Genomic DNA, 23,219 nt, shown 5'->3' with positions numbered 1-23,219 from the left:
CGCCTGATCTGACGGGATCATCGCCATGTCGGGCAATTTGCTTCATCGACCGCCAATCCTCCGAGGGCCGGATGGCATCGGCGGCGCCTTACCGGCGCTGATCCTTATCATCCTGTTCTTCGTGGTGCCGGTCGTTGCGTTGCTGCTGCGCAGCGTAACCGAACCCGTACCGGGCCTGCAGAACTACGCCACCCTGTTTGGCCACGGCACCTATGCGCGGGTCTTCTTCAACACCTTTCTGGTCGCCACCGTCGTCACCGCCGTCACCGTCATCGTGGCGTTTCCGGTCGCCTGGATGCTGGCGATCATGCCGCCCGCCCTCGGTTCGATTGTCTTCGGCATCATCATCCTGTCGATGTGGACCAATCTGCTCACCCGCACCTATGCCTGGATGGTGCTGCTTCAACGCACCGGCGTCATCAACCGGACACTGATGGATATCGGCCTGATCAGCGAGCCGCTGCCGCTGATCAACAACCTGACCGGCGTCACCATCGGCATGGTCTACATTATGCTGCCCTTCATGATACTTCCACTGGTCGGAACCCTGTGCGCCATTGATCCGATGACACTGCGTGCCGCCGCTCTGTGCGGTGCGAGCCCCTTCGATGCCTTCCGCCGCATCCTGCTGCCTTTGTCGCTTCCGGGAATCGCTGCAGGCGGCCTGATGGTCTTCGTCATGTCGCTCGGCTATTTCGTGACGCCCACGCTGCTCGGCGGCACCTCCAACATGATGCTCGCCGGAATGATCGCCCAGATGATCCAGTCCTTGCTCAACTGGGGGCTCGGAAGCGCGGCCGCTTTCATCCTGCTTTTGGTCACCATGGCGCTCTACGCGCTGCAACTGCGCCTCGTCGGCGCCAAGCGCATGACAGGAGGCATCTGAGATGCTGCTCGATTACGACCGGCTGGGCTGGCTACGGGCAGCCCTTCTGGGTTTCACCGGCCTGGTTGCCGCGTTTTTGTTGCTGCCGGTGGTCTTCATCGTGCTTCTGTCGTTCGGATCGTCGCGATGGCTGGCTTTTCCGCCGCCCGGCTGGACGCTGAAATGGTATGAGGAACTCTTCGCCGATCCGGCCTGGCTCGAAGCGGCGCTGACCAGCGCGCGCATTGCCACCATGGCTGCGATTCTTGCCGTCGCCATCGGACTCCTGGCTTCTTTCGCCCTGGTCAGGGGACAGTTTCGCGGGCGCAACACGCTTCGCGGCCTTCTGCTGACGCCAATGGTGTTGCCGGTCGTCGTCTTCGCCATCGCCATCTACGCATTCTTCCTGCGGATCGGGCTCGGCGGCACCACGGCAGGCTTCGTCATCGCCCATACAGTCCTGGCACTCCCCTTCGCCATCATTCCCATCACCGCGGCACTCGAAGGCTTCGACAAATCCGTCGAGGACGCGGCGATCGTCTGCGGCGCGAGCCCATTCGAAGCAAAACTCCGGGTCACCTTGCCGGCGATCAAGATCGGGATCTTCTCGGCGGCGATCTTCGCCTTTCTCGCCTCATGGGACGAGGTGGTGGTCGCGATCTTCATGGCCAGCCCCACCTTGCAGACCTTGCCGGTCAAGATCTGGGGCAGCCTGCGCCAGGATCTGAGCCCGGTCATCGCCGCGGCCTCCAGCCTTCTCGTTCTTCTGACGCTGAGCCTGATGATCGTAACGGCACTCATTCGGCGGAAATTGTCGAAATGACCGAACCCTTCCTCTCCATTCGCGACCTGCGCAAGGCGTTCGGCAGCTTCGTCGCCGTGCACGACGTCACGATCGATATACCCAAGGGCGAGTTCCTGACCTTTCTCGGCCCTTCCGGCTCCGGCAAGTCGACGACGCTCTACGCAATCGCCGGCTTTCAGCATCCGACATCCGGCGACGTTCTTCTCGAAGGCAGGTCGCTGCTGTCGGTGCCGTCGCACAAGCGCAATATCGGCATGGTGTTCCAGCGCTACACGCTGTTCCAGCACCTCACCGTCGCCGAGAACGTTGCCTTTCCGCTACGCGTGCGGCGCCGGCCGGACGCCGAGGTCAAACGAAAAGTCGCCGAGATGCTGTCGCTGGTGCGGCTGGAAAGCTTCGGCACCCGATATCCGGGCGCGCTATCGGGCGGACAGCAGCAGCGCGTGGCGCTTGCCCGGGCGCTTGCCTACGATCCGCCGATCCTTCTGATGGACGAGCCGCTTTCGGCACTCGACAAGAAGCTGCGCGAGGAAATCCAGGCCGAGATACGGCGCATCCACCGCGAAACCGGCGTAACGATCCTTTACGTCACCCACGATCAGGACGAGGCCCTGCATCTTTCTGATCACATCGCCCTGTTTCGGGATGGGCGCATCGAGCAGATCGGTACTGGCGAGGACCTCTATCTGAGACCTGCGAGCGAATTCGTGGCCAGCTTCATCGGAAATTCCAACTTCTTGCCGGCCGAACATCTTGAAACCGTCAACGGCTCCGCCACGATCCGCCTGGCCGATGGCTCGGTTGTCTCGGGTGTCAGGATCGATCAGGACTTCAGCCATGGCCAGAAGACCAGGCTGATGGTGCGGCCGGAAGCGTTTCGGCTGAGACCCGGCCCGGCCACTGCCGGGCTTGCGGTCGAGTTCATCGACACCGCCTTTTTCGGCGAGCGGCGGCGCGTCATCGCGCGCACCGCAGCCGGCCAGGAGATCGACGTCAGGCCGACTTCCGACATGGCAGAAGCACAGGAAGGCATCGCCCCGAGCAGACAGCAGATTTTTTTCGATCCCGCCGCCGCATTTCTATTTCCCGCCTGACGGACGACAGTTTGCGACAGGCCCGACATTACGGTTAGGGGCAGCACCGGCCGGCCAGATGCTTAATGTGGACGGCGGCATTGTGCTGAGCTGACAGGACGTAGTGGCTAGGTCAATGACGCTGGCCGGGCAATATCTCGTTTTGCAGGCAGCTTTTTTGCTTTGCCTACCATTCGACTGTCGCTCCTTCTGGGTGCTTCGGGGCACGAGCTTGATCACTGCCGGCCGGCGTCACGGCCGCACGGCCGGCGTTTCGACCAGCATGCCGCGGGCCCGCTCCGTCAGATGGAGCTCCAGGTCAACGAGTTCCGCCGCGCCGAAGGCGAAGGGCTCGGCCCTGACCCCGATCATGCAGTTGCGCAGGCGCCGTTGCAGCGAACCGACCGTCTGCCACTCCAGCCGGTAGAGCGGATAGCCCGTCGGATGCGCCTGCGGGATGACGCTGCCGCCTAGTCGTTTTCCCCAATTGCCGTCGTGGCAGGAGGCGCAGGAGAGCTCGAGCTGGCCGATGCGGCTCTGGAACAGACGCCGGCCGTTGTCGCGAAACGGCGCGAGCCGGGCGTCGGTCGCCGGCGTGATCGGCATGCCGCGCGACTGGTGCGCCACATAGGTCGTCAGGGCGAGCAACGCGTTAGACTCAGGCGCCAGCGGCTCGGCCTGCTGCTGCCGCGTTCGGCAGGAGTTGATACGCCCGGCAAGATCGATCGGTCGTTCCGTCGCCTCATCAAAGGCCGGGTAGCGCGTGGCAACGCCGCGCATCGTCTGAGAGGCGTCGCCATGGCAGCCGGAGCAGGTGACACCCGCCCTTCCTTCCGCCTGCTGCCAGAGCTGCTCGCCTTGCAGCACCCACAGCATGCCGGGGTTGCTCATGTCGTCGGCCTGCAAAGCCTGTGTCTCCGGCGTCATGAAGTCGAAGCCGGAGCGCCTTCCGCCTTCTTCGATGGCGACAGCGATGGCCATGCTGCAGACGAGCGCCGCGATGATCCCCGCAAGGCCCCAGAGGGCGCGCATCAGCTCACCGTGATTTCGGCCGACGCGGTTTGCGTCTTTCCAACATCGTCGGTCCAGGTGAACTTGATCGTGCCGCTCGTCGAAGCGACGAGCGTGAAGGCGAAGAAGGGATTGGCCGATACCGCCGGATGGAGATCGGCCCAAAACACCTCCTCGCCTCCATAGGTACAGGCGAAACGGCGGATGATGTCGCGGGGGATGTTGGAGCCGTTCGGGCCGACGCGGTAGCCGGTTTCCATTGGATGCGCGATCATCGCCCTGACCTCGACGATTTCGCCGCGTTTGACCGTCTTCGGCACGTTGATGAGCGCGCGAGCCATTATGAGAGATCCTCGATGCAGGCGGCCAGCGTGACGATCGCGCTCGCCCTGCTCGACCAGAAGCTGCCGTCGCTCATCTCCGCGACGGCGACCACCACCTGGGAGCTAGCAAGCCGAATCCGCGTCGAGACCGCGGCGCGGCCAGAGCGCGGGCCGAGATGGAAGACCGCGACATTCGCCTCCGGGTTCTTCTCGTTGAAGACCGCGATGCGGCGGACATGATCGCCCGCGGTCATCGGGCTCTCGGCGGCGACTGTGATCCCGACCGCATTGCCGTTCTCAACCAGAGGTGGCAGGTCGAGCCGGACGCGGCCGTCGAGAACGTCGGCTCCCCTGGTGAAGGCGCGGATCGCTTCGTCGAGGCTCGGACGGGCAATGGCCCAGCGCGGCAGACTGGTCACCAGCAGGCCGGTCATGCCGGCCCGAAGAAGTTGCCGCCGTCCGACCAACCTTCCGTGAACTCGAAGCGGGCCTTCGTGCATGATCACCCCTTCAGCGTCGTGAGATAGGCGACGATATCCTCGATATCGGCACCGGTCAGGATCGGCTTGCCGCGCCAGACGGTGGCGACGCGCCGGCCTTCCTCATCCGCGATCCTGTAGTAGGCAGGCATGATCGTATTCGGCGCCAGCCGCTTCATGTCGACCACGCGCAGCCGGATCTGGCCTTCAGAAAGCCTCGCCCCGACGCCTGTCAGGTCGGGCGCCAGCGTGCCGTGCAGATGCGCATCGGGAAATGGCCCGCTGTGGCAGAGCGTGCAGAGGCTGCGCTGCCGGTCCGAGATCAGCGCGGCGCCCCGCGCCGGATCGCCCTTGCCGCCGGCCAGAGGCTCCATGATCGTATCGCCGGTCACGGCATAGGACCTCGCCTCCTCGCCGGCACCGGGCGTGGCCGCACGCAGCAATCCCGTAAGAGCAAGGCAAGCCATCCTCATCATCCGAACACTTCATTGGTGATCGTTCGGAACCAGTCCTGCGCATAGGCTGCTTCCAGTTCGCGGACGGAGGGTGGCGCTTCGAGCGGGCTGGTGCCGCCCGCACCCTCCACCTCGGCAAGCAGGCCGGCGCGCGGCTGGTAGACGCCGGCGATCGAGATGCCGTAGCCGGGCGCGACCAGGCTGTAGCAAGTATTGATGAGCTTCGGCGGCACCGGCTGCCGCTCCCTGACGAGGGCGGCGACCGCCGCGGCGCAGGCTTTTGCCTGGGCGTTGGCGCTGAAGGCGGATTTCGGCATCGCCCCGCCGATCGCCGCGTCGCCGATGACATGGATCGATGGCTGCAGCCGGGACTCGAAGGTGACCGGGTCGATCGGGCACCAGCCCGTCTGATCCGCGACGCCGGCCGACTGCGCGATCTTGCCCGCGCGCTGCGGCGGGATCACGTTGGCGATAGCGGCCTTGTGGCTGCCGAACTCGGTCACCAGCGTCCTTGTCGCCGGGTCGACTTCCGTTACCCTGCCGCCCGAGGACAGCGGCACCCATTCGATCAGGCCGGGATAGAGCTCCAGCCAGGCCGCTTCGAACAGCCGCTGCTTCGAAAAGGCATCCTTGGCGTCGAGGATGATCAGCTTGGAACGTGGCTTGCTGGTCTTGAGGTAGTGCGCGATCAGGCTTGCCCGCTCGTAGGGACCGGGCGGGCAGCGGAACGGATTGGCTGGCGCGGAGAGGATGACGACCCCACCGTCCGGCATCGCCGTGAGCTGGTCGCGCAGCAGCAGCGTCTGCGCCCCCGCCTTCCAGGCATGCGGCATGATCTCTGCCGCCGCCTCGTCGTAGCCCGGCAACGCGTCAAAGCGCAGGTCGACACCCGGCGCCAGCACCAGCCTGACGTAGCCGATGTCCGTACCGTCATCCAGCCGAACGCGCCGGCGCTCGGCATCGACGGCGACCGCGCGCCTGCGGATCAGCCTGACGTCGCTGAACCGGTCATAGCGGAAGGTCTGCGCCTCGATGCCGCGCAGCCCTGCAAGCACGGCATTGCTGAACGGGCAGGCCAAATAGTCCGCCTCCGGCTCGATCAGCGTCACGGCAAGGTCGCGATCCAGTTGCTTCAGTGCCCGGGCGCAGCTGGCCCCGGCAAAGCCGCCGCCGACCACGAGCACACTGGGCTGCGCCTGCGCGCGCACCTGCGGCGCGGCAAGGACGGCCGCGGCGACGCTGGCCGCCGCGCCGCCGATCCAGGCTCTACGGCTTGGCATGGCGTGCCGCCTCCGGCTTGGCGAGCCATTCGGCGATGGCGCGCGTCTCTTCCTCGGTAAATCCCCTGGCGATGCGATCCATCACAGTCGCCTCACGCTCACCGGAACGGAAGGCCTGCATCGGGGCGACGATATCAGCCGCCGCGTGGCCGTCGAGCGAGGGGATGGCTGAGCCGAGCGCCGCCGGCCCGTGACAACCGGTGCATGCCGCCGCACCGGGCGCCGCGTCGGCCCATGCCGGCGCGCTAGCCACGAGCGTCATAAGCAAGACGGGCGCGAGCGATCGTCTGCCGCGCCTATCCTTCGAAGCGCTCAGGTCATGCGAGGTCATGGTTCTTCAGCGGCAGCGTGCGGATGCGCTTTCCGGTGGCGGCGAAGATCGCATTGAGGACGGCCGGCGCGGCGACCGCGATGGTCGGCTCGCCGACGCCGCCCCAGAAGCCGCCGGACGGCAGTATGATCGTCTCCACCGCCGGCATGTCGGCCATGCGCACGACCTCGTAGCTGTCGAAGTTCTCCTGTTCCATGCGGCCGCCGTTGACGGTGCATTCGCCGTAGATGCAGGCGGATAGACCATAGACGAAGGAGCCTTCGACCTGCCGCTCCACCTGTGCGGGGTTGACGACATGACCCGGATCGGTGGCCGCCACGATGCGGAGGATCCTGAGCTGCCCGTCGGTGACCGATACCTCCGCTGCCGCCGCCACATAACTGCCGAAGCCCATGATCTGCGCCAGGCCGCGGTGAATGCCAGCCGCGGGCGGGGTATCCCAGCCGATCCGTTCGGCAACCGCCTCCAACACGGCGAGGTGCTTTGGATGGTTGGCCATCAGCTTGCGTCGGAAGGCGAGCGGGTCGACGCCGGCCGCATGGGCGAGTTCGTCCATGAAACACTCGACGTAGAGCGCGTTCTGGTTGAGGTTCACGCCACGCCAGAAGCCTGGCGGGATCGGCGGGTTGCGCATGGCATGGTCGACAAGCAGATTGTCCACCGTATATCCCAGCGTGCCTTCCGTGCCATTGAGGACGAGGCCCTGGAAGACGACCGGGTCCATGCCGTTCTGCATGCCTTCCGGCCGCACCGCGGCAAGGATCGACTGGCCGGATATGCGCATGTGCAGAGCGGTCAGGTTGCCGTCCGCGTCGAGCGCGCCCGTCAGCCGGCATCGCGTGGTCGGGTGATAGGCGCCGTGCAGCATGTCCTCCTCGCGCGACCAGACGAGCTTTACGGGCGCTCCTGGCACCTGCCTGGCGATGCTGACCGACTGGCGCACGTAGTCCTGGAAGTTGCCCCGCCGGCCGAAGCCGCCGCCGAGATGGATCTTGTGCACCTCGCATTGCTGCACCGGAAGGCCGGCGGCCTCGGCCGCCGCCGCAAGGCTCGCCTCGCCGTTCTGGGTCGGCACCCATACCTCGCAACGCTCCGGCGTGTAGAGCGCCGTCGCGTTCATCGGCTCCATGGTCGCGTGGTTCTGATAGGGGAAGGCATAGGTCGCCGTGACCGTCCGGTCGGCAGCGGACAGGGCAGCACCAGCATCGCCCTGCTCGGCGCCGATGAAGGCGTCATTCGCGCCGAGCCCCTCTTCGAGCATCGCCGCGATCGAGGCGCTGGTGACCTGCCTGTTGGGACCTTCGTCCCAGACGACCGGCAGGGCATCGAGAGCGGTCTTTGCCCGCCACCACGTGTCGGCGACAACCGCAACGGCGGTCTCGTCGACCTGAACGACGGTGCGCACGCCGGGCATGCTCGCGACCGCCGCCGCGTCGAAGCTCTCCACCTTGCCGCCGAAATACGGGCAGGCCCGGATCGCCGCGTTGAGCATGTTCGGCAGCTTGAGGTCGACGCCATAGACCTGGCTGCCGTTGAGCTTGTCAGCGGTGTCGAGCCGCGGCAGCGGCTTGCCGGCTATGGTCCAATCCTTCGGGTCCTTCAGCGTAACATTGGCAGGCGGCGTCATCCGCGCGGCGGCGGCGGCCAACTGTCCATAAAAGGTGGCGCGATCCGATGCTGGATGTGTGACCATGCCCATCCTGGCGGTGCATTCGCTGGCCGGCACACCCCATTCGGCGGCCGCTGCGGCGATCAGCATCTCGCGCGCGACGGCGCCACCAATGCGCACATATTCGTGCGACTCGCGGATGCCGCGGCTGCCCCCGGTCGAGAAATTGCCCCACACGCGATCGCGCGCGAGGTTCTGCGCCGGCGACGGATATTCGGTCGTGACCTTGGACCAGTCGCAATTCAACTCCTCGGCGACCAGTTGCGCCAGGCCGGTCAGCGTCCCCTGCCCCATCTCGGAGCGGGCGATGCGGATGACCACCGTGTCGTCGGGCCTGATCACCACCCAGGCATTGATCTCCGGCGCCGTCTCGGCGCCCTCGGCAAGTGCCGCCTTGATGAACGGCAGGTTGAAGCCCAGGGACAGACCGCCGGCCGTGGTGGCCACGCCGACGATGAAGCTGCGGCGGGAGATGGAAATTATGGCGTTCATGAACGTTCTCCTTCAACCGCGCTGCACAGCTTCGCCGCTATTGGCGGCCAGCTTGATCGCGGCGCGCACCCGGTTGTAGGTGCCGCAGCGGCAGATATTGGTGATCTCGGCGTTGATGTCCTCGTCCGTCGGATTCGGGTTCTGCATGAGCAGACCCGCCGCAGCCATGATCATGCCAGCCTGGCAGTAACCGCATTGCGGCACATCGAGTGCCAGCCACGCCTGTTGGACCGGATGCGAACTGTCCGGCGAAAGCCCCTCGATCGTGGTGATTTGCTGGTCCGGCTCGACCGCGCTCACCGGAAGCACGCAGGAGCGCGTGGCGACGCCGTCTATATGGACGGTACAGGCGCCGCAGGCGGCAACCCCGCAGCCGTACTTCGTCCCGGTAAGCCCGATCTGCTCGCGGATCACCCACAGCAGCGGCGTGTCCGGATCGACCTCGATATCACGGGGCGCGCCGTTGATGGTTAGTCTGGCCATTGTGCAAATCCTTTCGAACAAGGCTGGCGAGGACCGCCGGCCGGATGCCGTGCAGCATGGCCTGGCGGCAAAGACCGGAAGTCCCGGCTAGCGACGAGGCCAAGCTAGCCAGGAGCTGTCGCAGAACCTTGTCCGGACGACCGGTAGTTCATCGCAAGCTGTCGCAGGCGCGGGCGCTGATACACTTCGTTACACTTCTCACGTTTTGTTGAACCTGCGCGAGCTTGCCGCCATGGTGCGGAAGGTGATCATCCGTGTAGACGCGAACTAGATATCGTCGATACTGGCCGACTATTTGGCGGCCTTGGAGCAATGCATGGAAGCAGCGCAGCACATCGCGGTCGTCGACGACCACAGGGACATCCGCGATCTCGTGGGGAAGTACCTCACCCAGCAGGGTTACCGCGTCAGTGTCGCCGACAGCACCGCGGCGCTCAAGCGGCTGCTCGACCGCAGCCTGCCCGACCTCATCGTCCTCGACATCATGATGCCTGGCGACGACGGCATTACCGCCTGCCGGCACGTGCGCGGGACGGTCGACGTTCCGATCATCTTCCTGACCGCCATGGCCGAGGAGATCGACCGGATCGTCGGCCTTGAAATCGGGGCCGACGACTATCTGACCAAGCCGTTCAATCCGCGGGAATTGCTGGCGCGGATCAAGGCCGTGCTCAGGCGCGTTCACAGCCTGCCGCCGCAGCGTGGCCGTCTCAAGTCGAACGCGTTGCGGTTCGACCGCTGGACGCTGAATGTCGGCCGCCGCGAGCTGGTTGGGCTCGACGGCGTGGCGGTAGCGCTCAGCACGGCTGAATTCCGCCTTCTGACCGCCTTCATCGAGCATGTCGGGATCGTGCTCAGCCGGGATCAACTGCTCGACCTCACGGTCGGGCGCACCGCCGACGGTTTCGACCGGGCCATCGACAACCAGGTGAGCCGGCTGCGCAAGAAGATCGAGGCGGACCCGAAGAACCCGATGCTGATCAAGACGCACTGGGGCGGCGGCTATTGCTTCACGGCCGAGGTGGCCCAGGCATGATGCTGTTGTGGAGACGCAGCCTGGCGGCCCGCTTCCTCATGCTGGTGCTGCTTGCGCTTGCCCTGTCGCAGGCGATCACCTTTCTGATCTCGTGGGACGAGCGTGGACAGGCCTTGCATGCGGCGGCCAAGGGCGAGTTCGTCAGCCGCACGTCCTCCCTTGCCCTTCTGCTGGACACGACGCCGCCCTCGCTTCGGCCCGACATCCTCAACGTCAGCGGCACGGCTTATACGCGCTTCTGGACCTCGGACGACGGCCCGAGCAATCCCCTCGCCTGGCAACAGGAAGCCCTGACGCAGCTCGCCAAGCCGCTGCCCGGAATTGCCGGCAAGTATGCCGCCTATATGAACGGACAGGCTTCGAGCGCAGTCGATGCCGCCGATCCTTCCGTGCCGCCGCGCATGCTGGATTTGTCCGGCAATGGCAGGCCGTTCTCGCGGCCGGCCAAGTTTCTTTATATGGACGCCGCCCCAAACGGCATGGGCCTTTCCGTCCGCCTCGACGACAGCACATGGCTGAACGCCGCCTACGCCAAGGCGATGCCGAACGCCTTCTGGACGACGCAGTCAGCGATGTCGCTGGCGCTCACCGCACTCATCCTGTCCGCCATAGCGATTTTCGGGGCGCGTGCAATCGCGCGTCCGCTGCGACGCCTCGCCAATGCCGCTGAACTGTTCGGCCGCGGCGAGGCCGTGCCGCGGCTGCCGGAATCCGGGCCGGACGACATCCGCCAGACCGCCGAGGCGTTCAACCGCATGCAGGAGCGCCTGCAGCGCTTCGTCGAGGACCGCACACGCATGCTGGCAGCGATCAGCCACGACCTGCGCACGCCGCTGACCTCGCTCCGGCTGCGCGCGGAGTTCGTCCAGGATCCCGATCTCCAGGAAAAGATGCTGAAGACCATCGAGGAAATCCAGACGATGACGGAAGCGGCGCTCGCCTTCGCGCGCGAGGACGCCGCGGTAGAGGAGACGCGGACCGTCGATCTTTCGGCGCTGGTCGGTAGCCTATGCGACGATCTTGCGGAGCTGGGTCAAGACGTCACCGTCAGCGACGGACCCAAGGTGCTGTATCGCTGCCGTCCGGACTCGCTGCGCCGGGCGATCCGCAACCTCGTCGAAAATGCCGTCCGCTACGGCGAGCATGCCGAGGTGAGCCTGGTCAGTAGTGCCGACAGCCTGGACATCGTGATCGAGGACGCCGGATCCGGCATTCCGGCAGGCGATATGGAACAGGTGTTCGCCCCCTTCTTCCGCCTGGAGCAGTCGCGCAACCGGGAGACCGGCGGCGTCGGGCTCGGCCTGTCAATTGCCCGCGCCATCGCCCGCCACCACGGCGGCGACGTCGTGCTGGAGAACCGAAGCAAAGGCCTTCGCGCGGTCATCAGGCTGCCGCTGATCGACATGGCCAAGCAGCTTGCCCCGGCGCCTGTGCCTAAGACGACCCCTCCGACCGGACTGCGATCCTTGCCGGTTTGACCGAAACCCGTCCCGCGATCGGAACACGCGATGCCGTGCCACGATCCGATCATCGCCGCGGCAACGAAGGACAAGTCACCACCCGCATCCTCCCCAGCACCTTCCCTGGCCCGGCTGCCGCTCCCGCTGGTGAGCGGCTGGTCCTGCCCGGAGCTTCCTGCCACCAGCAAAGCCCATCCCCCAACGTTCCGCAGAGGTCATCCAATGAACCGTTCACAAGCCACGACACGCAACCACATCATTTCCGCTGGAGCTGCGGCCGCATCCCTGGCGACGTCTGCCACGCGAGCGCGCGCGTTCCTGGCTGGGCTTTTGGCCGCCGCTGGCCTGCTGTTGCCGGCCGCCGCTTTCGCGCAGCAGGTAGAAGGGGAGCGGCTGTTTCGGCAGCGCTGCGGCACCTGCCACAGCCTGGAGCCCGGCCAGAACAGGGTCGGCCCGCATCTGTCGAGCGTCATCGGCCGCACGGCCGGCAGTGTGGAGGGTGGCCGCTATTCGGCGGCACTGCGGGAGTCGGGCATCGTCTGGGAAGGCGGCATTCTTGATGCCTTTCTCGCGGCACCGCGACAGGCGGTGCCAGGCACGTCGATGACAGTGGGCGTTCCCAATGCCGCCCAGCGGGCAGCGATTATCGCCTATTTGGAAGGTGCGGTCACGCGGTAGCGTCCGGCCCGCACACTCAACGACCTGCGAGATTCATCGATGGCGGGACGATTTTCGTGCGCCGCATGTCCAACCACCCTCGTTGCATGGAGGGTGACTGGACATTTTTTGGATCGGGCAGTTCAGTATATTAACGGCCCGCCCATGGTGCACGACCCTTATGGGCCTTGCCCGGCTGTGGTTGTCCTTCTTGCGAGGCCACTACGGGTAGCGGCAAGGAAGCCGTATGACTCGTATCCAAGGTCATTTCGCGTTTGTCGACATCAGGAGCGAACCCGCGGGTCGGGTCGCGGTCCGGGTTTTGATTGGCAGCGAGAGAGACCCCTGTCGACAAGGCAAGAAGGGCGAAAGCCGTTACAAGTTTCTTCATCGTATTTTCCTTTCTTGGAATGAGCGGACCGCCGACCGGCGCCTCGCGCGGTGTTGACTCCCGCTTGCGAAACCGCTGTCGGCTTTCTGTCTCGTCACCATGACGAGGCTTCCTGCTCACGATTGAAACTTACGCCACGCCTGTCGCAGGGATTTGCCCGAGTACGATCGAAATGTACCCGAATGTATGCGAATCTACGCGAGAGCCGCGTAGTTCTTGGATTTCGGGTCGCTTCGACAAATTTGGCTACAATTTTTATCGGCCGGCTATCCGCGTTCGGGCGGCCAACACCTGTCGGCGTCGTCCTCAGATCCGGTAAGCGAGCGCTGTCGAAGGAACGGAAGTAGCGCTCCCGGTCGCTGCTTTCCGAAGATTGCGCGGAGTGCAGCTATGCGTTGCGTCGTTCCCTGAGCACTTGGGCCAGAAAATCCTTGACCGGATCGAGAACCGCATCCGGTTCGTGGGATACCCAGGCAGTGCGCCCGGCGTCGTTGGCGCCCGGCATCCAATGGGTGCTGCCTTCGATATGGGTGATTTCATAGGCTTCCATGTCGACATCGCCGGTGCTTGATATTTCGCAAGGAATGATGCCGGCGGCGCGGGTAGGTAGAACGGACAGATCCCGTGCAGCACAGGAAATCCGTTGCAAGTGACCATTTTGCGGAAATATGGGGAGGCTCGCCTGCCCCGCTACACCAGCTACCCGACGGCGCCGCGCTTCTCTCAGGCGGTCGGTGCCGATATCTATGAGGGCTGGCTGAGCGACCTTCCGTCCGGCGACCCCGTGTCGCTCTACCTCCACATCCCGTTTTGCCGGTCCATGTGCTGGTACTGCGGCTGTCACACCACCATCTCGAGGAAGGACCAGCCGATCCTCGATTATCTGGACGCGCTGCGAGAGGAAATCCGCATCGTCGCGGATCGCGCACCGAAAGGATTGCAGGTCGGCGAAGTCCATTTTGGCGGAGGCACGCCAACGATCATCGAGCCGGCGGAGTTCGCCTCGCTGATGGAACTCCTGCGCCAGCGCTTCGAGTTCACCGCAGCGGCTTCGATCGCCATCGAGATCGATCCCCGCACGCTCACGGCCGATATGGCCGAAGCTCTTGGCGCCGCCGGCATCGGCAGGGCAAGCCTTGGCGTGCAGAGCTTCGATCCGGTGGTGCAGAAGGCCGTCAACCGCATCCAAAGCGAGGAGCAGACAGCCGAAGCCGTCGACAATCTGCGGCGCCATGGCGTCGCCCGCATCAATTTCGACCTGATCTACGGCCTCCCGCACCAGACCGCGCAGTCCTGTGTTGATACCGCGACGGCAGCGGTTGCGATGAAACCGGATCGGCTCGCTGTCTTCGGCTATGCCCACGTCCCAACGTTCAAGAAGCATCAGCGAATGATCGACGAAGCCGCCTTGCCAGACAGCGCAGCGCGCAGCGAGCAGGCATCGGCCATTGCCGAAACGCTGGTTGCCGCCGGTTACCGGCAGATCGGCCTCGACCACTTTGCGCTGCCGGACGACGATCTGGTGCGGGCCCAGCAGACCGGGACCCTCAGACGGAACTTTCAGGGATACACGACCGACAACTGCAACACGCTGCTCGGCTTCGGCGCCTCCGCCATCGGCCGCACGCAGGAAGGCTATATCCAGAACGAGGTGGCGCCGGGCCTATATGCGCGCCATGTCGCCGCCGGCCGCCTTGCGACGTCGAAGGGCTACCGGCTGACGGCCGAGGATCTGGTACGAGCGGCAATCATCGAGCGGCTGATGTGCGACTTCGAGGCTGATGTGGCTGCGATCTGTGCGTCGCACGGCTTCGAGCCCGCCCGGATTCTCGAGACTGGTGGCCGGCTGGAAGAGCTGATGCAGGATGGCGTCCTCGACATGACGGATGGGTTCATCCGCGTTCGCCAGGATCACCGCTTCGTCATCCGTGCAGTCGCCGCCGCCTTCGATGCCTATCTGGACCAGTCGGTCCGCGCCCACAGCAAGGCGGCTTAGCCCGCTCCAGAAAATCGGGAGATCCAGACCGGCTTAGCTCGCGCGATGCCGGCATGGGGCACGCGTCCGATCGTACGCGCACAACCGAGGGGCGTGAAAAGGCCACACTGGTGACGGCTTGTCGCCGTTCCGTCACATGTGACATTGTGGCGATGCATTCGCGCATCGAGTCTTTTGAGTTCCACCCGATGGAAGGAGGAGTCACCGTGAGCCGCCTCGACCGCTCGCTGATTGCTGGGCTGTCTCCATTCCAGGGCGTGGCTCCGGCGGACCTCGATCGCATCCTTCAGAAGGCCCGTTCGTTGCGGATAGCGAAGGATGAGGCGGTTTTCGAGCAAGAGGGCGAAGCCCATTCCTTCTTCCTCCTGATCGCAGGGCATGTCCGCGTGGTGAAGACGACACTGGACGGTCAGCAGGTGATAGTGCGCTACATCAGTCCGGGGGAATTGATGGGCATCGCCCAGGCATTGGGCCGATCCACTTATCCGGCGAGCGCGATCGCAGCGGTCGATTGCGTGGCGCTGGCCTGGCCGGGCAACCTCTGGTCGGACTTCGCAACCGCTTTCCCAAATTTTGGCGCCAACACCTATAAGACGGTGGGGACCAGGCTCAACGACACGCACAGCCGTGTCGTCGAGATGGCTACCGAGCAGGTGGAACAGCGCGTTGCCCATGCGTTGCTACGTCTCGTCAAGCAGACCGGAAAGACCACGGACGAAGGCATTCTCATTGACTTTCCGATCTCACGCCAGGACATAGCGGAGATGACCGGCACGACGCTTCATACGGTCAGCCGTCTGCTCACCTCCTGGGAAGACAAGGGTCTGGTCAAGAGCGGCCGCCAGAAAGTGACTATTGTCGAACCGCACCGCCTGTTCCTGCTTGCGCAGGGACGCGCGGAGAAGAGCTGAAGCGACCTATCCCTTCATGGCATCGACCAGATCGTGGATGAGCCGTGTTTCGTCCACCTGATGCTCTTTGGCCGCGTCCGCCGGCGTGTGAAAGGATGCGATGGGACAGCCTACACAAAGCAATCCATGATCAAGAACGACGCGAATGGTGTCCGGCCACTCGCGCATGATTGCGTCCATCGTCATGTCGTCGTGAAACTTCGGTTTCATGGCTCCGCTCCTGGAACACATCATCAGGCTTCGGAGCGCCCCCGTCATTGCGGATCAGCAAACAGAAACGGCGAAAAAGGAATCGCCAGTCTTCCGCCACGGCGTCGGTACTTGCGGAACGTCTTGCGGCGAGAGTGCGATGTCGGCCGGCGTCTGGCGATCAACCGTGCCTAGACGGATTATGAACGACTCGACACCGTGATTGTCCACTAGCGACCCCGACCCCAATGCTTTTGGAAACGGATTTGCTTGCGTCAGCGCAAAGAACGTTCCGGTTGAAGCGATAAGCTTGGGCCAACAGTTTGGTGGAACGCGTCTCCAGCGCGATCCTGACAGAGGAGAACTATGGTGACCGGCGTCTCCCTTTCCCGCTGGACCATGTCCTACTTCGCCGCAGCGCTTGCCGCGCTCCTCCTGGCAGAGGGGCTGATGGCGGCCGGGTACGGCTACCCGTCCGCGTCAGTCGAGTCTCCGCGGACCCTTATCGTCGTGCATATCGTGACGATCGGCTGGCTAAGCCTGCTGATGTGCGGGGCGCTGTTCCAGTTCGTGCCGGTTCTGATCCACCGTCCGCTGTTCAACAATGTCCTGACCATGCCGGCACTTCTGTGCCTGCTTGGCGGTCTTGTTGCACTGCTTTCAGGATTTCTCTGGCTCGATGGGCAAATCGAGGACGCGCTGCCCTTCTTTCCTCTGGCGAGCATCCTGCTCGGCTTCGGCTTCGCCCTCGTGATATGGAACCTCGCCGGAACGCTGATATCCGGGCGGCCGCTTCCCCTGCCCGCGCGTTTCGTCGGTGTCGGACTGGTTGGAATCTCTCTGACCACGGCGCTCGGCACCATCTTCGCGCTGGTGCGCGGCGGCGTCACGGACGACGCCTATCTCATCGATCTTGCAGGGCGAGGTGTTTCCCTCCATGCGCTTGCCGGTCTCGCCGGCTGGCTCACCCTTTGCGCCATCGGCGTCAGCTACAGGCTGTTCGCCATGTTCATGCTGGCGCCGGAACTGGACCGGCGCGGCACCAGGCTCGTGCTGCATCTCGCCATATGCGCATTGGTCATCGCGGTGCCGGGCGGCATCCTGGCCATCCTGTCCGAGAGAAGTCTCGACCCGATGCTGCTCGCGGCCGGCACGGTCGGGTTCGCTGCGCTTGGGTTTTACGGCCGCGACATGCTGTATCTCTATCGCGCCCGCAAAAGACGGACGATTGAACTCAACACGCGCATGGCCGTGTTCGCCTTCGCCTCGCTGGGACTCACCGTCCTGCTCACCGCGATTCTTGCCGGGTTGGGTGCGCTGGAGCGGCACGCCGCAGCCGTCGTCTTCCTCGCGGCATTCGGCTGGCTTTCCGGGCTCGGACTGGCCATGCTCTACAAGATCGTGCCGTTCCTCACCTGGCTCGAATGCTATGGCCCGGTTCTCGGCAAGAAAGCCACGCCGCGCGTTCAGGACCTGGTCGTCGAAAACCGCGCCGAAAAGTGGTTCCTTTTGTATTTCGCGTCGGTTTGGGGAGGCGCGGCGGCCCTACTGTACGAGCATTCGCCGGCGTTCCAAGCGACTGCGGCGGGCATGCTTGTCGCGACCGCCGGGATAATTGTGCAGCTTCTGCGCGCCCGGCGCCTTGTCGATGTAAGCGCCGAAGCTCGTTTCCCCGAGGGGCGCATAGGCCCGGCCTGCTCTATTCGTTCGCCCAAAGGGCATGACAAAGGAAGGATGACGATCATGACGACATTCGTGGAACTGGACGTCCGGCCGATCCTGGCCGCAGGCGGAGAGCCGTTGGGTAAGATCATGGAGACGATCGGTGCGCTCGCTCCGGGCCAGGGATTCCGGCTGCTGGCGCCGTTCAGGCCGGTACCTCTGTTCCAGGCTCTCGGCTCGATGGGGTTTGCGCACGAGGATCGGGAAATCAGCGACGGCGATTGGGAAGTACTTTTCCGCCACGCCGACCAGGAGGATCTCGCGGACGAGATGGCGTCGGCCTTCGTCGAAGCGGCATGGCCAAGCCCGCTGATGCATCTCGACAATCGTGATCTCGAACCACCCGAGCCGATGGTTCGCATCCTGGCGGCGATCGAGGCGATGCAGACAGGCGAAGTCCTGTCAGCGCTGCTTTGCCGCGAGCCGGTCTTCCTTATGCCGGAACTGGAGAAGCGCGGCCACGACTGGCGCGGCGGGTTCGACCGCGACGGAACGACCTATCGGCTGCTCGTCCGGATCGGCGCCAGGCGCGAGGCTGCCGAATGAACGTGGCGGAGACCGACGATCTGGTCCGGCACGTCGAGGATGCGCTTCGCCTCGTGATCGACCCCGAGCTCGGCGGCAACATCGTCGAACTGGGACTGGTGTACTATGTCGCCATCCAGGAGGGTGGCACCGCGCACGTCGTCATGACCACGACAACGCCGGGCTGCCCAGCCACGGACTATCTCAAGGCAGGCGTTCGTGACAGCGCACGGACCGTGCCAGGCGTTAAATTCGTCGATGTCGCGCTCACCTACGAGCCGCCATGGTCGCCGAGGATGATGACACCAGACGCGCGACTGCGACTGGGCATCACGGACCGAGGTGGATGGTGAGCAGTTGCCCGGATTGCAAGGCTGTCGACGACATGCGGGACAATCACCCGGTGGAGCGTGTTTTGGGAGTGATCCGGCATGACCCGGTTCGTTGGACGGATGGCGTGCCCGAAATCGACGCCGCGGTGGCCGCGCGAGCGATGAAGTTCGCGGTCGAGTATTTCCTCAGGCAGATGCAGAGGGGCTCGATAAAGGGCCGCGTCGAGCGTGGGATTGGCGAGGACGAGGGCAGACACCGCCTTTCCTTCCAGCATCATGACCGCGAGTTGACGATGATCGTCGGTCATGATGGCGAGATCATCAGCCAGGAACTGACCGTGACCGCACCCAGGCGGAAACGGGTTTGACCGGGACGCAGTCAGAGAGCGGCAAATGGGCATTCGCCGGATATGCCAAGGGGATCGCGCGTGACCTCGGCCCCCGCAACATCACTGTGAATGTCGTACAGCCGGGGATCATGCCCACGGACATGGCCTCGGACGTCGCCGGTGAGCTTCCTGACCGCGAGGTCATCCTGGACATGCATCCGATCCGTCGCATCGCAACCCTTGAGGAAGTGGCTGAAACCATCTGCTTCCTCGCCGGACCTTCTGCGGGCTACATCAACAGTGAGACTATAAATATAGCCGGTGGTATCGGGATCTGAGCGCCGAAGATCGGGCGAAGAAGATCAAATGATTCAATAGACCTTCACGCAGTCCGCCTGGCCGCAACCGCAAAGAAACCGGTTGCGGCCATTTCCTCCTAATCAAGGCTCGCGGATGAGCTGACGAGCGCTTTTGGATGGATGATGGCCGAGATGGGCGCGCGAAGCAGACCGCCTTTGTGCGCGCCAATTTACGCTAGAGTGCTCTCGTCCTTTGAAGCGGCTCGACATCTTCCTAAAAGCGAGCGCAGATCGCACTTACAAGTCAAAGATGGAGAACGCTGGCTAATTGAGTGACATCCGGGCGGAAAAAGCAATTAGACGATGGCGAAAATCGCCGCCAAAACTACTCTATTACCGTCGTTTGTACCCGTCACTCCCACTCGATTGTTTCAACTCATGGTAATCAAATTGATTTTAAGAGGTAATTTATTTTCGCTCAGGCCGAGCATACCGTCAAAAATCTGGGCTGTTGACTTCATTGACGAATTTCGGCTGTTCGCGAATTCCGCGCTTTCGCGGACTATCGCTAGGACCGGTCGATTTTTTTTCGCAGACTGGCAGTGATCCCCTTGGCGACGTTGAGCTCGATCCGAGAAAACGCTGCGCAAGCTGGCGACCTGGGCGGCGCAACATTCAGTCCCGCATTCCCTCGGCTTCCGCCATCAGCCACTTCTCGAAGGTCTGTATCGATGCGCTCGGCGCGATATCTTGCGCCTTTGCGAACCAGTAGCCGTAGTCACTACGGTAGCCGAAACCGCTCGGGTTGGCGAGCCGCCCGGCTGCCAAGTCGTCGAGCATCAAGCCGCGCGGGATCAACGCCATACCCTGTCCAGCCAGTGCGGCGCGGATGACCATGGTGTAGTAGCCGAAGCGCGTCGTATGTCGCGCTTCCAGTCCGGCTTCGCCATGGCTCTCGGCAAAGTGTCGCCAATGCAGCGGGGTCTGGGGATGCTCCAACATCACACCGCTGGCTAGGTCCGCGATCGTCTGCGGCCAACCGGCCTTTTCCCAGTAGGACGGTGCGCTCACCAGGAGGACCTCACGCCCGAAGAGATAATGCGTCTCCTCCCCCTGCTGAGGCTTCGAGAGGAAACGGAATATGCCGTCCGGAACCTCCGATTGGGTGGGCGACACGAAAGTGGTGAACTGCACCTCGATCTCGGGATGCTTCTCGGTGAACTGCACGAAGCGCGGCAGCAGCCAGCGATCTCCGAAGATGGGTGGCACCTGAAGACGCAGCACGCGGGGTCCAGGTTTCAGGCGTGCGACGCGCAGCGCCGCGTCCTCCATCGCCTTCAACGCTGTCCGCGCCTGTTCGATGTAAATCGAGCCGACCTCGGTCGGTATCATGCCACGCGGTGTGCGGACGAATGCCGGACTGCCGATCAGGTCCTCCAACGCCAGTAATTGCTTGCTGACGGCGCTCTGCGACAGGGACGTGCCGTCGGCAGCGGCGCTGGTCGATCCTCTCTCGGCCACTGCCAGCAGCACCTGTAGGGCGGTTATCGAAGGTAAGCGCCGTCGGCCGGATGCCACGCAATTCTCCGCTTTGTTCCAACTGGCCATGCCATGCATCCGTCCATGGCCGACGTCTTCGCTTCAAGCCAGTAAACCCAACCGAATATCTGAACTAGTCGTTTTTGTCATAGTGAAGCGAAATAACTTCGCTTGCCCAACAAAGGGGCACATGGGAGCCTTGCTAAAAGTTTACACAGGGGATTGCGGATGGCTGCACCCACTCAGCTCTGGGGTGGACGCTTCAAGTCCGGACCGTCGGAAGCCCTAGCCAATCTCTCACGCGCTCCGAAGTCTTACTTCCGCCTATATCGGGAGGATATCGCCGGCTCCCGCGCCCATGCTTCCGAGTTGAAACGTGCCGGCGTGCTGGATGAAGACGAATTCTCCGCCATTCGAATTGCGCTCGACGCTATCGAGGCGGATGTCGGAAGCGGCCGAGAGGAGCCTGTCGCCGGCGACGAGGACGTTCATACGTTCCTGGAGCGTCTACTAATGGCGCGCCTGGGTGCCCTCGGCGGAAAGCTGCGAGCGGGGCGTTCCCGTAACGACCAAACCGCAAACAACACACGCCTCTATCTTCGCCGGATGGCCCGCGAAATCTCGCGGGGCATTATTTCCGTCGAGGAAGCCCTGATGGACCAAGCCTCACGTCACACCGAAACGGTCATGCCAGGTTTTACCCATCTCCAGCCCGCACAGCCGATCGTGCTCGGTCACCATCTGATGGCGCACGCCCAGTCGCTGTTGCGCGACCTGCTGCGGCTTCAGGATTGGGATCGCCGATTTGACCGCTCACCGCTCGGTGCCGCCGCGCTTGCCGGTTCCGGCATTGCCTGCCGGCCGGACCAGTCCGCCATCGAGCTTGGCTATTCCGCCGCCTGCGAAAACTCCATAGATGCCGTCTCGGCCCGCGACCACGTGGCGGAATTTCTGTTCATCTGCTCGCTCGTCGCGGTGGACCTGTCGCGGTTGGCGGAAGAGATCTGCATCTGGAGCTCCAAGCAATTCAGCTGGGTTCGGCTGCACGATTCATACTCCACTGGCTCGTCTATCATGCCGCAGAAGAAGAACCCCGATGTCGCCGAACTGACGCGGGGCATGTCTGGGACGCTGATCGGCAATGTCGCGGGCTTCCTCGCCACGATGAAGGCCATGCCGCTCGCCTATAATCGCGACCTGGCCGAAGACAAGCGCAGCCTGTTCGAGGCGATCGACATCCTCGAGCTGGTTCTTCCGGCTTTTGCCGGCATGGTTGCCACGCTTGAATTCGACGTCGAGAAACTGCGCGAGGAGGCCCCAAAGGGCTTCACGCTGGCAACCGAGGTCGCCGATTGGCTGGTCGGGCAGAACGTACCCTTCGCGGAGGCGCATGAGGTAACCGGCGCGGTTGTCCGCTACTGCGAGGAGCGTGGCCATGATCTCGCCGGCCTGACGGAGGATGATCTGCCGAAGATCGACCTGCGTCTGAACGCAGGCATGCTTGCAGCCATCGCGCTTGACAAGGCTCTTGCCAGCAGGACCGGTTATGGCGCCACAGCGCCAGTCCGTGTCCGCGAACAGATCGCGCGGTTCGAGATGGCGATCGAGGCCTGCCGCGCCTTCGCCGAAGCGCCCGTGAAGGCACATACCGCCGACCACCAGAGGAACGACGCTCAGGAGTTGCGAAGCTGATGACTGCCGCAACCGACAGCCCCGCCCGCGCCGACGACAAATACGAGATCGCCCATCTGAAACTTGTACCGAAGCGCCATATTGGCCGAATGGTCGCCGCAGCCATCGTCCTCCTCCTGCTGGCTGGCCTGGCTCGTGCTTTCAGCGTCGGGCAGATCGAATGGAGCTACGTACGCGACTTCCTGTTTGCGCCGGCCATTCTCGACGGCCTCGTGAACACACTTGTTATGACGGCAGCAGCCATGAGCATCGGCATCGTGCTCGGCGTCGTGATCGCCATCATGCGCATTTCCGGCAATCCAGTACTGTCTTCGATTGCCATCGGCTATGTCTGGGTGTTCCGCGGAGCACCGGCCCTGTTGCAGCTGATGCTATGGTTCAATCTGGCACTGATATTTCCAACGATGGGGATCCCTGGCCTCTTCGAGATCAGGACGGTGGACATCATGACACCTTTCGTTGCCGCCATGCTCGGCCTCGGCATCTCACAGGGAGCATATACTTCGGAAGTCGTGCGAAGCGGACTTCTGTCGGTGGATAGCGGTCAGTACGAAGCAGCGCGGACCATCGGTATGACGCAGATGAAGATGCTGCGCCGTATCGTCCTGCCACAGGCCATGCGCGTCATGGTTCCACCGATCGGGAATGAAGTGATCGGAATGGTAAAGCTGACATCGCTGGCAAGCGTCATCCAATATTCCGAAATATTGCACAATGCCCAGATAATCTACTTCGCCAACACCCGCGTTCTTGAACTGCTGCTGGTGGCAAGCTTCTGGTACCTCGCCGTAGTTTCCGTCCTGTCGGTCGGCCAGCACTACATCGAACGCTATTTCGGACGCGGTTCGAAATCTATCCGCGCATCCATGTGAGGT

General features: G+C 63.6%; 25 protein-coding genes. 14 read left to right on the top strand and 11 right to left on the bottom strand.

Annotated features, from left to right (window positions below; translation table 11 throughout):
* Positions 1 to 25: 25 nt before the first annotated feature.
* Genes IQ26_RS26685 through IQ26_RS26675 form a run of 3 tightly spaced genes read left to right on the top strand, consistent with a single transcriptional unit; the run spans position 26 to position 2,764 of the window.
* Positions 26 to 886, top strand: a complete 861-nt coding sequence (locus IQ26_RS26685) for an ABC transporter permease (protein ID WP_145721364.1) — start codon at positions 26 to 28, stop codon at positions 884 to 886.
* A 1-nt stretch (position 887) separates the two neighbouring features.
* Complete coding sequence (locus tag IQ26_RS26680; RefSeq protein ID WP_145721363.1) at positions 888 to 1,688, top strand: ABC transporter permease; 801 nt, start codon at positions 888 to 890, stop codon at positions 1,686 to 1,688.
* Entirely contained in the window at positions 1,685 to 2,764 is a 1,080-nt protein-coding gene (locus tag IQ26_RS26675; RefSeq protein WP_145721362.1) for an ABC transporter ATP-binding protein, read from the top strand. Before IQ26_RS26680 ends, IQ26_RS26675 begins: the two co-directional genes overlap by 4 nt.
* Positions 2,765 to 2,995: 231 nt before the next feature.
* On the opposite strand, the gene soxA is transcribed toward IQ26_RS26675, so the two are convergent.
* The 8 genes from soxA to IQ26_RS26635 are packed head-to-tail and all read right to left on the bottom strand — an operon-like array spanning position 2,996 to position 9,266.
* Positions 2,996 to 3,775, bottom strand: coding sequence for a sulfur oxidation c-type cytochrome SoxA (gene soxA / locus IQ26_RS26670; protein ID WP_145721361.1), 780 nt, complete (start codon positions 3,773 to 3,775; stop codon positions 2,996 to 2,998).
* A complete protein-coding gene (gene soxZ / locus IQ26_RS26665) occupies positions 3,775 to 4,095 on the bottom strand; it encodes a thiosulfate oxidation carrier complex protein SoxZ (protein WP_145721360.1) in 321 nt (106 codons plus the stop codon). Before soxZ ends, soxA begins: the two co-directional genes overlap by 1 nt.
* Positions 4,095 to 4,577, bottom strand: coding sequence for a SoxY-related AACIE arm protein (locus IQ26_RS26660; protein ID WP_145721359.1), 483 nt, complete (start codon positions 4,575 to 4,577; stop codon positions 4,095 to 4,097). The genes soxZ and IQ26_RS26660 overlap by 1 nt, the downstream gene beginning before the upstream one ends.
* Positions 4,578 to 4,579: 2 nt before the next feature.
* Positions 4,580 to 5,023 (bottom strand): sulfur oxidation c-type cytochrome SoxX, encoded by a 444-nt coding sequence (soxX, locus tag IQ26_RS26655; RefSeq protein ID WP_208760220.1) that lies wholly within the window; start codon positions 5,021 to 5,023, stop codon positions 4,580 to 4,582.
* A 5-nt stretch (positions 5,024 to 5,028) separates the two neighbouring features.
* On the bottom strand, positions 5,029 to 6,291 hold the full coding sequence (locus IQ26_RS26650) for an NAD(P)/FAD-dependent oxidoreductase (protein WP_208760219.1): 1,263 nt from the start codon (positions 6,289 to 6,291) through the stop codon (positions 5,029 to 5,031).
* Complete coding sequence (locus IQ26_RS26645; protein ID WP_208760218.1) at positions 6,278 to 6,622, bottom strand: c-type cytochrome; 345 nt, start codon at positions 6,620 to 6,622, stop codon at positions 6,278 to 6,280. Before IQ26_RS26645 ends, IQ26_RS26650 begins: the two co-directional genes overlap by 14 nt.
* Positions 6,609 to 8,783, bottom strand: a complete 2,175-nt coding sequence (locus IQ26_RS26640; protein WP_145721357.1) for a xanthine dehydrogenase family protein molybdopterin-binding subunit — start codon at positions 8,781 to 8,783, stop codon at positions 6,609 to 6,611. Before IQ26_RS26640 ends, IQ26_RS26645 begins: the two co-directional genes overlap by 14 nt.
* Before the next feature lie 12 nt (positions 8,784 to 8,795).
* The gene (locus IQ26_RS26635) at positions 8,796 to 9,266 is read right to left on the bottom strand and encodes a (2Fe-2S)-binding protein (RefSeq protein WP_145721356.1); all 471 of its coding nucleotides are present in this window, start codon (positions 9,264 to 9,266) and stop codon (positions 8,796 to 8,798) included.
* Positions 9,267 to 9,582: 316 nt separating this feature from the next.
* Here IQ26_RS26635 and IQ26_RS26630 point away from each other — a divergent pair, with 316 nt between their 5' ends.
* From IQ26_RS26630 to IQ26_RS26620, 3 genes are all read left to right on the top strand, one after another.
* The gene (locus IQ26_RS26630) at positions 9,583 to 10,302 is read left to right on the top strand and encodes a response regulator (protein ID WP_145721355.1); all 720 of its coding nucleotides are present in this window, start codon (positions 9,583 to 9,585) and stop codon (positions 10,300 to 10,302) included.
* Complete coding sequence (locus IQ26_RS26625) at positions 10,299 to 11,780, top strand: ATP-binding protein (RefSeq protein WP_145721354.1); 1,482 nt, start codon at positions 10,299 to 10,301, stop codon at positions 11,778 to 11,780. Before IQ26_RS26630 ends, IQ26_RS26625 begins: the two co-directional genes overlap by 4 nt.
* A 204-nt stretch (positions 11,781 to 11,984) precedes the next feature.
* Complete coding sequence (locus IQ26_RS26620; RefSeq protein ID WP_145721353.1) at positions 11,985 to 12,440, top strand: c-type cytochrome; 456 nt, start codon at positions 11,985 to 11,987, stop codon at positions 12,438 to 12,440.
* 758 nt (positions 12,441 to 13,198) lie between these two features.
* On the opposite strand, the gene IQ26_RS39235 is transcribed toward IQ26_RS26620, so the two are convergent.
* Positions 13,199 to 13,360, bottom strand: coding sequence for a hypothetical protein (locus IQ26_RS39235; RefSeq protein ID WP_156090955.1), 162 nt, complete (start codon positions 13,358 to 13,360; stop codon positions 13,199 to 13,201).
* A 93-nt stretch (positions 13,361 to 13,453) separates the two neighbouring features.
* Between IQ26_RS39235 and hemN the strand changes: the two genes are divergently transcribed.
* Together hemN and IQ26_RS26610 are read left to right on the top strand one after the other, a co-directional pair.
* Positions 13,454 to 14,806, top strand: coding sequence for an oxygen-independent coproporphyrinogen III oxidase (gene hemN, locus IQ26_RS26615; protein WP_145721352.1), 1,353 nt, complete (start codon positions 13,454 to 13,456; stop codon positions 14,804 to 14,806).
* Between the two features lie 206 nt (positions 14,807 to 15,012).
* Positions 15,013 to 15,717 (top strand): Crp/Fnr family transcriptional regulator, encoded by a 705-nt coding sequence (locus tag IQ26_RS26610; protein ID WP_145721351.1) that lies wholly within the window; start codon positions 15,013 to 15,015, stop codon positions 15,715 to 15,717.
* 6 nt (positions 15,718 to 15,723) lie between these two features.
* On the opposite strand, the gene IQ26_RS26605 is transcribed toward IQ26_RS26610, so the two are convergent.
* Positions 15,724 to 15,927: a DUF1858 domain-containing protein gene (locus tag IQ26_RS26605; RefSeq protein WP_145721350.1), complete on the bottom strand. Its 204-nt coding sequence runs from the start codon at positions 15,925 to 15,927 to the stop codon at positions 15,724 to 15,726.
* Positions 15,928 to 17,646: 1,719 nt separating this feature from the next.
* Here IQ26_RS26605 and IQ26_RS26595 point away from each other — a divergent pair.
* The 4 genes from IQ26_RS26595 to IQ26_RS26580 are packed head-to-tail and all read left to right on the top strand — an operon-like array spanning position 17,647 to position 19,152.
* Positions 17,647 to 18,174 (top strand): DUF2249 domain-containing protein, encoded by a 528-nt coding sequence (locus IQ26_RS26595; protein ID WP_145721394.1) that lies wholly within the window; start codon positions 17,647 to 17,649, stop codon positions 18,172 to 18,174.
* Complete coding sequence (locus IQ26_RS26590; protein WP_145721349.1) at positions 18,171 to 18,506, top strand: metal-sulfur cluster assembly factor; 336 nt, start codon at positions 18,171 to 18,173, stop codon at positions 18,504 to 18,506. The genes IQ26_RS26595 and IQ26_RS26590 overlap by 4 nt, the downstream gene beginning before the upstream one ends.
* A 32-nt stretch (positions 18,507 to 18,538) precedes the next feature.
* Positions 18,539 to 18,853 (top strand): DUF6522 family protein, encoded by a 315-nt coding sequence (locus tag IQ26_RS26585; RefSeq protein ID WP_145721348.1) that lies wholly within the window; start codon positions 18,539 to 18,541, stop codon positions 18,851 to 18,853.
* On the top strand, positions 18,850 to 19,152 hold the full coding sequence (locus tag IQ26_RS26580; protein WP_145721347.1) for an SDR family NAD(P)-dependent oxidoreductase: 303 nt from the start codon (positions 18,850 to 18,852) through the stop codon (positions 19,150 to 19,152). Before IQ26_RS26585 ends, IQ26_RS26580 begins: the two co-directional genes overlap by 4 nt.
* Before the next feature lie 636 nt (positions 19,153 to 19,788).
* On the opposite strand, the gene IQ26_RS26575 is transcribed toward IQ26_RS26580, so the two are convergent.
* Positions 19,789 to 20,691 (bottom strand): LysR substrate-binding domain-containing protein, encoded by a 903-nt coding sequence (locus IQ26_RS26575; RefSeq protein ID WP_145721393.1) that lies wholly within the window; start codon positions 20,689 to 20,691, stop codon positions 19,789 to 19,791.
* 189 nt (positions 20,692 to 20,880) lie between these two features.
* On the opposite strand from IQ26_RS26575, the gene argH reads away from it, so the two are divergent.
* On the top strand, positions 20,881 to 22,344 hold the full coding sequence (gene argH / locus IQ26_RS26570; RefSeq protein ID WP_145721346.1) for an argininosuccinate lyase: 1,464 nt from the start codon (positions 20,881 to 20,883) through the stop codon (positions 22,342 to 22,344).
* On the top strand, positions 22,344 to 23,216 hold the full coding sequence (locus IQ26_RS26565) for an amino acid ABC transporter permease (RefSeq protein WP_145721345.1): 873 nt from the start codon (positions 22,344 to 22,346) through the stop codon (positions 23,214 to 23,216). Before argH ends, IQ26_RS26565 begins: the two co-directional genes overlap by 1 nt.
* Positions 23,217 to 23,219: the final 3 nt, after the last annotated feature.

The organism is Mesorhizobium tianshanense (assembly GCF_007830515.1).
Classification (GTDB): Bacteria; Pseudomonadota; Alphaproteobacteria; order Rhizobiales; family Rhizobiaceae; genus Mesorhizobium; species Mesorhizobium tianshanense.
The sequence above is the reverse complement of the archived record's forward strand: the minus strand, read 5'-3'. Positions and strand labels throughout refer to the sequence as shown.